The organism is Allobosea sp. P4_H5 (genome assembly GCF_056400825.1).
On sequence record NZ_JBFUKM010000005.1, the window covers coordinates 339,679 to 349,655 of the forward strand.

Sequence of the window (9,977 nt, forward strand, 5' to 3'; positions counted from 1 at the left end):
CGCTCGCCGCTGCGCCGCCTTTGTCAGGCGCGCTGCGTGCGCTCGTTCAGAACGTGCCCTTGATGCCGGCGCCGAACATGCGCGGCTCGGTCATGCTCGCCTCGGTGCCGCCGATGCCGCGATTCTGCTGCATATAGGTCGGCTTGCGCTCGTCGAAGATGTTCTTGACGTAGCCATAGACCTGCAGATTGTCGGTGATCTGATAGCTCGCGCGTATGTCGGCGATCGTATAGGGCTTGATCAGGTAGAGACGCGTATTGGCGACGTCGGAATAGTAGCCGTCGGTGTGACGGAGCTGGGCGGTGAGGTTGAGCTTGCTGGTGACGTCCCAGCTCGCGCCAAAGCTCACCATGTAGCCCGGCGATTTCGCGAATTCGTTGCCCTTGTAGCCGGCATTGGCGGAGATCTTGTCGATCTCGGTCCGCAGCAGGCCGGCGCCGGCCTTCAGCGTCAGATTGTCGAGCAGGCGATAATCGGCATTGACCTCGAGCCCGTAGGCATGGGCCTTCTCGGCATTGATCGCATAGGACTGCACCACGCCCGTCGATAGCACGACCGGGATGAAGTACTGGGCGTTCTGGAAGTCGGTGTAGAACAGGTTGCCGCTGACGTTCAGCCGGTTGTTCAGCAGGCTGGCGCGGGTGAACAGCTCATAGTTCCACGACGTCTCCTCCTGGAATGGCTGCCAGCGGCCGGCGGTGAGGTTGAGCGAGACGCCGCCGGGATTGTAGCCGCGGTTGACCAGCGCGCCGACCGTCCAGTCCGGCGTCACCGCATAGGCGATCGAGGCCTTCGGCAGCACGGCCTGGAAGGTCTTGTCGAAATCGACGCCTTGCCGCGCAAAGACGGTACGGCCTTCGCGCTCGATCTGGTCCTGCTGGAAGCGAAGCGAGCCGGTGAAGGTCCAGCGATCGGTCAGGCGATAGCTGACCTCGCCGAAGATGCCGAGATTGCGCTTGGTATCGTCGAAGGTCGACTGGCCGGTGAGGTAGAGGATCTCGTCCGTCTTGGTGTGGGCGTAATAGACGCCGGCGACGCCGCTGAGGACGTCGTTCTGCTCGCCATAGTTCAGCCGGAGCTCGTTCGAGATGTTCCGCTGGGTGATATAGGCGTCGCCATTGCCGAGTAGGCCGGTCTTGCGGCTCACCGAGAGGTCGGTGAACTGCGTCTGGTTGGACAGCTTGAGGCGGTTGCCGAAATCATAGCTGAGGTCGAGGATGCCGGTGTTGCTGTTCTGCTTGAAGCTCGGCATCGTCGTGGTGACGTGCTTCAACCGGTCGAACGGGGCCGACGCCGCCTCCTGGCTCGGCCGGTTGCTCTCATTGCGCGAATAGGTGAGCTTCGCCTCGAAGCCGGGCAATTCCGTCGGGCGCCAGAGCAGCTTGGCCCGCAGGTTCAGGTTTCGGAAGTCCTGGTCGGCATAGCGCGTCTGGAAGTTCGGGCTGATGTAGTCGATGAAGGTGTCGCGGCCAGAATAATCGAGCGTGATGCGCCCGGCGAGCTGGTCCTTGATGATCGGCCCCGACAGCATCAGCGCCGCGCGGCGCGTCGCATAGCTGCCGAATTCGGTCAGGAAGCCCGCTTCGCGCGTGAAGGTCGGGTCCTTGGTGTTGACGATGATCGCGCCGGCGATGGCGTTGGCACCCTGCGATGTCGTCTGCGGCCCGCGGAAGACCTCGATGCTCTTGACGTCCCAGGGCGAGGTCGCGCCGAAATAGAACTCGTTGTAGCTGAGATAGTGGCCGTCGACATTGATCGTGGCGCGCGGCACCGTGCCGCCCCAGAACGAGTTCTGGCCGGTGAGCGGGCCTTGCGTGTCCAGGCCGCGGATGATCGGAGCGCTGACGGTATCGCTATAGGTCACGTTGGGCGTGCCGACGAGGATCTCGGACACGGTTGCATTTCCGGTGTTCGCCCGGGCGATGTCCTTGTCGGTGATGACCGAGACCGACGACGCCGTGTTCTTCAGATCGCGCTCGACCTTCTCGCCGGTGACCGTGATCGCATCGAGCTCGATCGTTCCGGCCGTCGGGGCCGGATTGCTCTGCGCGAAGGCCGGCATCGCCGCCGCGACGGCGATCAGCGACACGAAGCTCACGCTGCGCGTCAGGACAAGCTTGGACGACATGATGTTCCCCACCACCCGATCAAATCTCGCTGGCTGGGGACAAGGCCGTGGCTCGCGAGGGTCACACTGAATGATCCTACAGTGCGGGATGCATTCCGCATGTCAACACGAGGCGAGCACAAGATCGCCGTATTGCCGTCCCGCTGTGCTTTTCCGGTCGCAGTTCTGGGGCTGGCGTGGCGCGATGTTTGGAAGCGCTCGAATGAGGGCGGTGCTTGTCCCGGGCAGGCTCCCGGTGTCACAAAGCGTGGGCCGGCATCTGCCGCGCTTTCCTGCCGCGATTCGCATGACGACCAGCCTCAGCACCAAACGCTCGCCGACGATCCAGTCGGTCTCGATCGCCGCCCGCTTCCTCGACATCCTGGCCAAGGCGGACGGGCCTCTGGTGCTGGGCGAGATCGCCCGGCGGGCGCGTACCGGCTCGTCCACCGCCCATCGCTATATGCAAAGCCTGGTGCGGGAGGGGCTGGCGGCGCAGGACGACGTCACCGGCCATTACGATCTCGGCCCGGTCGCACTCAGCATCGGGGTCCGCGCGCTCAGGCGTATCGATGCCGTCGAGGTCGCGGCCCGGGCGATGAAGACGCTGGCGTCCGATATCGCCGCCAGCTGCGGCGTGGCGATCTGGACGGAGCGCGGCCCGACCATCGTGCGCTGGTATCGCAACACCGATTTCGCGCTCAGCACGGTGACGCTGGGCGACGTCCTGCCTGTCGACAACACCGCCTGCGGCTTCGTCTTCCAGGCGCATCTGCCGAAGGAGGCGATCGCCGCTGCGCGCAAGCTGCAGCCGGCCTCCTTCCGCGGCAGCCGCCCGCCGGCCGAGATGCTCGATACCGTCAGGCGTGACGGGGGCGCGGAGCTGAACGAACACCTGTTCTCGCTGCTGACTGGCAAGGCGGCGCCGGTCTTCAATGCGCTCGGCGAGATCGCCTGCGTCGTCACCACCGTCTCCTTCGTCAAGACGGCCGAAGCCGAGGGGCATCGCGAGGCGCTGTTCGCCGCAGCACGGTCGGCGACGCGGGATTCGGGCGGCGCCTGAGCCGCATCACTGCTCCGCGTCGATCCGCAGATGCTGGCGCAGCGTCGTGCCCTCATAGTCGCTGCGGAACAGGCCCCGTCGCGCCAGCGCCGGCACCAGCTCCTCCATGAACAGGCGCAGCGATTGCATGGAGCCGCCGGGGATCGCGATGAAGCCGTCGATCGCCCCCGCCTTGAACCAGTCGGTGATCTCGGCGAGGACGTCGTCGACGCTTCCGACGCAGACCCAATGGGCCGAGCCGACGACTTCCGGCCGCGCCAGCACCTCCGCCACGGTCGGCTCGTTCGTTTCGATGAAGCGGCGCAGCAGCTCGGCATGGGTGCGGCTGCGCACCGGCGTATCGAGGGGCGGCAGCAGCTCCGGCGTCACCCGCGCCTCGGGCGGCAGGTCGCCAAGGTCGAGCCCGAGGACGGACTTCACCATTTTGCGGCGCTGCTCTGCTGAGAGATGAGCGTGCGCCCGCGCATGCAGCGCCCAAGCCTCTTCGCGTGTCTCGGCGAGGAAGAAATGCAAGCCCGGCAGCACCCGCACTGAATCCGGGCTGCGGCCATGCCCCTGCGCGCGCCGGCGCAGGTCGCCGCGCAATTCGATGCCGGCCTCGCGGTCGGGCATGGCGGCGAAGGTCGCGTCGGCGATCGAGGAGGCGAAGTCGCGCCCGACATCGGAGGCGCCGGCCTGGAACAGGGGCGGTAGCCCCGCCGCGTGGCCGGGCACGTTGAGCGGCCCTTTCACGCTGAAAAACTCGCCGCGGTGGTCGATCGCGGCGCTCAGTGCCGTGCCCGTCAGCGCCTCATGTGGATAGCTCTGCCAGAGCTTGCGCATAACTTCAGTGAACTCGGCGGCCTTGCGGTAGCGGACCTCCGGCGGCGGCATCGGTGCATCGCCGAAATTCTCCGCGCCCTCGATCGAGGTGACGATGTTGAGGCCGACCCGCCCCCGGCTGATCCAGTGCAGCGACTGGATCTGGCGCGCCACCACGAAAGGCGGGTTGAAGCTGGTCGAGACGGTGGTGACGAGGCCGATCCTGTCGGTCTGGTAAGCGAGTGCGGACAGCAGCAGCGTCGGGTCGAGGCCGACGAAGCCGCTGCCGGCGGCGCCCGGGTGCAGCAGGAGGTAGTCGGGCTTGAAGACAAAATCGAGCTTGGCCTGTTCCGCCATCCGGGTCAGCGCGAGGTTGAACGCGACGGGATCGCGGGCCGGCCGAGCGTCCGGATCATCCGCCGTCCTGCCTTTCAGCCAGGTCGGCGTCAGGCTCAATCCGATGTGAAGCTGCTTTGCCATGGTCAGTTCGACCGGTCGCTGGAGTGCGCTGCTCGCCCTTGTCCCCTGGGTACGATGAGCGGGGTTCCCGCGATCGGATCGGGGATGACGATGCAGGGCAGGCCGAAGACCTCTTCGATCAGCTCGGCCGTGACGATGCCCGCCGGGCCGCCCTCGGCGACGATCGCGCCGTCCTTCATCGCGACGAGATGCGAGGCGTAGCGGCAGGCCTGGTTGAGGTCGTGCAGCACCGCGACGATCGTCCGCCCCTGCGCATTGAGCTCGGCGAGCAGGTCGAGCAGTTCGATCTGGTGGGCGATGTCGAGGAAGGTCGTGGGCTCGTCGAGCAGCAGGATCGGCGTCTCCTGCGCCAGCACCATCGCGATCCAGACCCGCTGGCGTTGGCCGCCGGAAAGCTCGTCGACCGGCCGCGTCGAAAGCGTGTCGACGCGCGTTGCCCGCATCGCGGCGGCGACCGCCGCTTCATCCGCCCTCGACCATTGCCGCAGGAAGGACTGATGCGGATAGCGGCCGCGGGCGACGAGGTCGGCGACGCTGATGCCGTCAGGCGCGATCGCGCTCTGCGGCAGGAGGCCGAGGCGCCGCGCAACCTCCTTGGCCGGCCGCTCGCCGATCTGCCGTCCGTCGAGGATCACCTGGCCGGCGGCCGGCGTGAGCAAGCGCGACAGGGCCCGCAGCAGGGTCGACTTGCCGCAGGCATTGGGTCCGACGATCACGGTGAACGAGCCATCGGCGATCGCGACCGAGAGGCCGGTCGAGATCGTGCGCGCCTCGTAGCGGAGCGTCAGCGCATCGGCGTGAAGGCGGGGATCGGGTCGCGAAGTACTTTTCAATTCTTCCAATCTACAGTCGATGTCGTCGGAATCGTGGCTTTCGACGGCATCCCTTTCGGCTCTAGTTGTGGTAAAGCAGTCACCGCCAGCGGCTTTACGTTCGATAACTGACTCCCTGATCCACGTCCATATTGCATGGCGGGATACGATCCGTCATGAGGAATGACATGCCTGTGCGCTGACACGTGGTGTCGTGGTCGGGCCAGGCTCCCGATCCGCAGGCCGACACCGCCAAGATATCGACGATGCCCCTCATCAAGCTCTTCATCGCCATCATCACCATCGCGGCTGCCCTGAGCGGGATTGGCCAGCCGGCCCGGAGCCAGGAGGCTGGCTGGCCCCGTACCATCCGGCATGTCGCCGGCGAATTGACGCTTGCCAGCAAGCCGCTGCGCATCGTCTCGACCACACCGAGCGTCACCGGCATCCTGCTGGCGATCGAGGCGCCCCTGCTGGCGAGCACGGCGACGACGCCGAGCCCGCTCACCGACGCCAAGGGCTTCTTCTCGCAATGGGCTGCCGATGCCGACAAGCGTGGCGTCAAGGTGCTCTATCCCAACCTGAAATTCGACATCGAGGCGGTGCTCGGCTGGAAACCGGACCTGGTGATCGCCTCGACCACCGGCGCCGACAGCATCCTCCAGCATCGGGCGGAGCTGGAAGCGCTCGGCGTGCCGACCCTGGTGGTCGATTACTCGAGCCGGAGTTGGCAGGAACTCGCAACTGAGCTTGGCGCGGCGACGGGCCTAGAAAGGGAAGCGGCGGCCGCGATCGCCCGCTTCGATGCCGATCTCGCCGCCGCAGCGGCCGCCATCGCCGCGAAGGGCACGAAGGCCAGCATCGTCGGCTACAACATCGCCGGCAGCTATTCGGTGGCACGGACCGCGAGCCCGGTTTCCAAGCTCGCCTCGGCGCTGGGCTTCGAGGTCGTCGGCCTGCCGCCGGAGCTGAAGCCGAATTCGGCGCGTCCCTCGGATTTCGAGTTCTTCTCGCGCGAGAACCTCTCGGCCGCGATCGCCGCTGACACTGTCCTCCTTCTGCGCGCGACGCAGAAGGACGTCGAAGCCTTCCTGGCCGAGCCGGTGCTCGCCAATCACCCGGCGGTCGCCGGCAAGCGGGTCTATCCGCTGGGGCTGACCTCCTTCCGCATCGATCCCTATTCCGGGCACCAGATCATCGAGCGGCTGCGCGAGAGCTTCGCCAAGCGATGAGATGGCATAGGCGCCGGTGGTGGCTCGCCATCGGCCTCATCGCGCTCGCCGCGCTGGCGCTGGCGAGCCTGGCGATCGGCTCGCGGCCGATCGAGCCCGCCACTGTTCTCGCCGCGCTGCGGGCCTATGATCCCGGCAATGATCTGCATCTGGTCGTCTGGCAGTTGCGGGTGCCGCGGCTGATCACGGCCGTTCTCGCCGGCGCGGCGCTCGGCCTCGCTGGGGCGATCATGCAGGCTGTCACCCGCAATGCCCTGGCCGAGCCGGGCCTGCTCGGCATCAATGCCGGCGCTGCCGTCGCCGTCGTGCTCGGGGTGACCCTGCTCGGTCTGACGCGGCCGATCCATTATGTCTGGCTCGCCGCGCTCGGAGCCGGCCTTGCCGGTGCCGTCGTGTTCCTGCTCGGGCGGGCGCACGAGACCGGGACCAATCCCGTCCGGCTCGTCCTAGCCGGCGCCGGGCTCTCGATCGTGCTCGGTGCGATCACCGGCATCATGGTGATCAACGCTTCGCCCATCGCCTTCGACAATTTCCGCCATTGGGCCGCCGGCTCGGTCGAGGGGGCGAGCTTCGAAGCCGCCGTCGTGCTGGCTGTCGGCGTCGCGGCAGGCTTTGGCGTCGCCTTGTCGATCGTCGGTGGTCTCAACGTCCTGGCGCTGGGGCAGGAACTCGGCAAGGCGCTCGGAGCTGCGCCGCGTACGATCTGGCTGTCGGCCTGCCTCGCGGTGATGCTGCTGGCCGGCGCCGCCACCGCCGCGGCCGGGCCGATCGGCTTCGTCGGCCTGATCGCGCCGCATCTGGCGCGCTCGCTCGTCGGCCCGGATCATCGCTGGATCCTGCCTTGCTCGGCGCTCTTTGCCGCGCTGCTCCTGCTCGGCGCCGATGTGATCGGGCGTGTGGTCGCCGCCCCGTCCGAGATCGCCGCCGGCATTGTCGCGACGCTGCTCGGCGGCCCCTTTTTCATCATGGCCGTGCGCCGTTTCCGGGTGAGCCGGCCGTGAGCGCGTCCTCAACGTTCAGGGTCGGTTCGTTCTCGCTGCGCTGGCGGCCGCGCACTGCGCTGGTCTGCGCGGCGCTTGCCGGAACAGCTCTTGCCCTCGCCGTCGTCCTGCTCGGTACGGGTACGCTCGCCTTCACGCCGGCCGAGGTCGTCGCAGCCTTGTTCGGTAGGGGCGACAACCCGATGGCTGAGCGGGTCGTATGGAGCCTGCGTCTGCCGCGTGTCGTCACCGCGGCTTGCGTCGGGGCGGCGCTCGGCATGGCCGGCGCGATCTTCCAGTCGATCTCGCGCAACGCCCTCGGCTCGCCCGATATCATCGGCTTCACCACCGGAGCGGCGACGGGCGCGATCGTGCAGATCATTCTGTTCGGTGCCGATCCTTTCGCTGTCGCGCTGGCGGCGGTGCTGTCGGGCATGTCGACCGCAGCGCTCGTCTTCCTGCTCGCGTTGAAGGGGCGCGTCACCGGCGGCTACCGGCTCGTGCTGGTCGGCATCGGCGTCGGCGCGACCCTGTCCGGCGTCAATACGATCCTGCTTGTGGCGAGCGACCTTGATCGCTCGATCTCCGCCCAGATCTGGCTGGCGGGCTCACTGGCGGCGCGCAGCTGGTCCCATGCCGCCCCGGCCGCTCTCGGCCTGGTGCTGATCGTGCCGGTCGCGCTCCTGAATGCCCGGCGCCTCGCACTGCTCGAAATGGGTGACGATGCCGCCAGCCAGCTCGGCGTCCCCGTCGAACGCACGCGGCTTGCCATGGTGATGACGGCCGTCGGCCTGACCGCGATGGCAACGGCCGCGGCCGGGCCGATCGCCTTCATCGCTTTGGCCGGCCCACAGCTCGCGCGACGCCTGTGCCGCGCGCCGGATGTGCCGCTGCTGCCCGGCGCGGCGATGGGGGCAGTCCTGCTGCTGGCTGCGGACCTGGTCAGCCAGCGCGTCCCGTCCGGCCTCAACCTGCCTATCGGCCTGATGACCGGGCTCCTGGGCGGGATTTATCTCCTCTGGCGGCTGGCTCGCGACGAGAGGGTCTGAGCGGCTGGATAAGCCGCTGCATCTGCCTGGATAATCTGGATAATAAAGCGAAGGCCGGAAGGGCTGGTGCTGCGAGAGAGGATTGAACTGGCTTGTTAATCAATAAAAACAATAGTTTATGGGAGATCTTGTAACGATGTAACGACCGTCTGCATGGCCCGTTAACACCGGGAATGCGAAGGACACCACTGCATCGGTAGCCGAAGCCGCGAGCAGCACCGGCAATTCCGCCTGCAACATCGGCAGGAGCCATGCCGATGGGCGTACAGACTCTTGACGCTCCTGTTTGCCGGTTGGAGGGTCCTTCCGGCGATTAACCAATCTCGATCCAGATCGGCAAGTTTGGGCACGCGCTTGGGGTTTCGGCGCCATAAAACGACGTTCTGAGAGTCCGAAGCGCGCTTGTTTCTTCGACCCAGCGCGTCACATTCCCCTTATCGTCCTTCTTCGATTTAATGGCTCCGAGAAGGATGCATCCTGTCGAATGCCAGGGCTTCGTCCCGCCATGGAAGAGAATGTTTGTTCGAGGTTCGGTCTTGCCTACGGCCAGCAGGAAATCACCGACATTTGCCATCACGCCAAAAGGCCCCTGAACGAAATTTCTGCTTGATACATAACGCATGAAGCCTGGGTATTTTCCTGATTTAATCTTGAGTTTGTCATTTTCCAGCGTATCCCCGATCATCTGTCCATTCAGAAGTAGCTGTCCGGAAACTCCATCCTCGCTGGCCTCCGAGCCGTCTGCGCGTTTCCCGGTGAAGCGCGTCACCGAGCCCCGTTTCACCTCGATGTTAAAGGTTTTTAGTCGGGGCTTTTCAGATGCTGGCCTCAGCAAATCTGCCAAAATCTCTTCCGGCGTAGGACCATCCGCCCTGCAGACCCCTTGAGCGGATACAGCTACAGGCGCGCCCATCGCCAGCAGAGAACCGCTCAAAAATGTTCTCCTCAACATAAATCATCCCTCTCGAGTTCTGTTTCGTATTACTGTCCTACATTAGGGATTGGCTAAAATGCAGTCCAAAATTATATACTATAGTCTGAATTTTATATTCAAATGTAGCTGGCTTTTGCAACAAGTTGAAGTATCTAAATATAGGTATCAAAATATGTTCTTGAATATTAAAAATTTTAAGAGATCAATACGTCCCAGCAGAATTAGAAACGCCGCGCGCCTTCGGCGATGCTGCGTCAGCCAAAAGATAGTATTTGACAAAATATGACGCAAAGTCAACTACTGCAGGTCAGGGGTTGAGACGGCTGACGATGCTATCCCGGTGCGCACGCTTAGGTAGTAAAAAACATCCTGAAATTGCATAATATCATATTATGCGCGAGATATATGAGAGGTTGTGCCTATTCGAAGGCTCCCTAGGATGATAGCGAAACTAGTAATAGTGGATCTATGTTTAATAATAGGAAGAATGGATTCTTATTTTTATCTTAGATTCTCTGG

8 protein-coding genes are annotated in these 9,977 nt (G+C 64.7%); 4 read left to right on the forward strand and 4 right to left on the reverse strand.

Going from position 1 to position 9,977, the window contains the following annotated elements; translation table 11 throughout:
* Positions 1–46: 46 nt before the first annotated feature.
* Entirely contained in the window at positions 47–2,128 is a 2,082-nt protein-coding gene (locus AC1DS0_RS12930; protein ID WP_476814739.1) for a TonB-dependent receptor, read from the reverse strand.
* Positions 2,129–2,414: 286 nt separating this feature from the next.
* On the opposite strand from AC1DS0_RS12930, the gene AC1DS0_RS12935 reads away from it, so the two are divergent.
* Positions 2,415–3,170 carry an IclR family transcriptional regulator gene (locus tag AC1DS0_RS12935; RefSeq protein WP_476814740.1) on the forward strand — a complete coding sequence of 252 codons (756 nt, stop codon included), beginning with the start codon at positions 2,415–2,417 and terminating at the stop codon, positions 3,168–3,170.
* A gap of 6 nt (positions 3,171–3,176) precedes the next feature.
* Here the strand turns inward: AC1DS0_RS12935 and AC1DS0_RS12940 are convergent, their stop codons facing one another.
* Entirely contained in the window at positions 3,177–4,457 is a 1,281-nt protein-coding gene (locus AC1DS0_RS12940) for an NtaA/DmoA family FMN-dependent monooxygenase (protein ID WP_476814833.1), read from the reverse strand.
* Positions 4,454–5,293, reverse strand: a complete 840-nt coding sequence (locus AC1DS0_RS12945; protein WP_476814741.1) for an ABC transporter ATP-binding protein — start codon at positions 5,291–5,293, stop codon at positions 4,454–4,456. The genes AC1DS0_RS12940 and AC1DS0_RS12945 overlap by 4 nt, the downstream gene beginning before the upstream one ends.
* Before the next feature lie 236 nt (positions 5,294–5,529).
* On the opposite strand from AC1DS0_RS12945, the gene fepB reads away from it, so the two are divergent.
* The 3 genes from fepB to AC1DS0_RS12960 are packed head-to-tail and all read left to right on the forward strand — an operon-like array spanning position 5,530 to position 8,524.
* Positions 5,530–6,495, forward strand: coding sequence for a Fe2+-enterobactin ABC transporter substrate-binding protein (fepB, locus tag AC1DS0_RS12950; RefSeq protein ID WP_476814742.1), 966 nt, complete (start codon positions 5,530–5,532; stop codon positions 6,493–6,495).
* Positions 6,492–7,496 carry a FecCD family ABC transporter permease gene (locus AC1DS0_RS12955; protein WP_476814743.1) on the forward strand — a complete coding sequence of 335 codons (1,005 nt, stop codon included), beginning with the start codon at positions 6,492–6,494 and terminating at the stop codon, positions 7,494–7,496. The genes fepB and AC1DS0_RS12955 overlap by 4 nt, the downstream gene beginning before the upstream one ends.
* Positions 7,493–8,524 (forward strand): FecCD family ABC transporter permease, encoded by a 1,032-nt coding sequence (locus AC1DS0_RS12960; protein ID WP_476814744.1) that lies wholly within the window; start codon positions 7,493–7,495, stop codon positions 8,522–8,524. Before AC1DS0_RS12955 ends, AC1DS0_RS12960 begins: the two co-directional genes overlap by 4 nt.
* Before the next feature lie 313 nt (positions 8,525–8,837).
* Here AC1DS0_RS12960 and AC1DS0_RS12965 read toward each other — a convergent pair whose 3' ends face one another.
* Positions 8,838–9,458: a DUF5675 family protein gene (locus AC1DS0_RS12965; RefSeq protein ID WP_476814745.1), complete on the reverse strand. Its 621-nt coding sequence runs from the start codon at positions 9,456–9,458 to the stop codon at positions 8,838–8,840.
* Between the last annotated feature and the right edge of the window lie 519 nt (positions 9,459–9,977).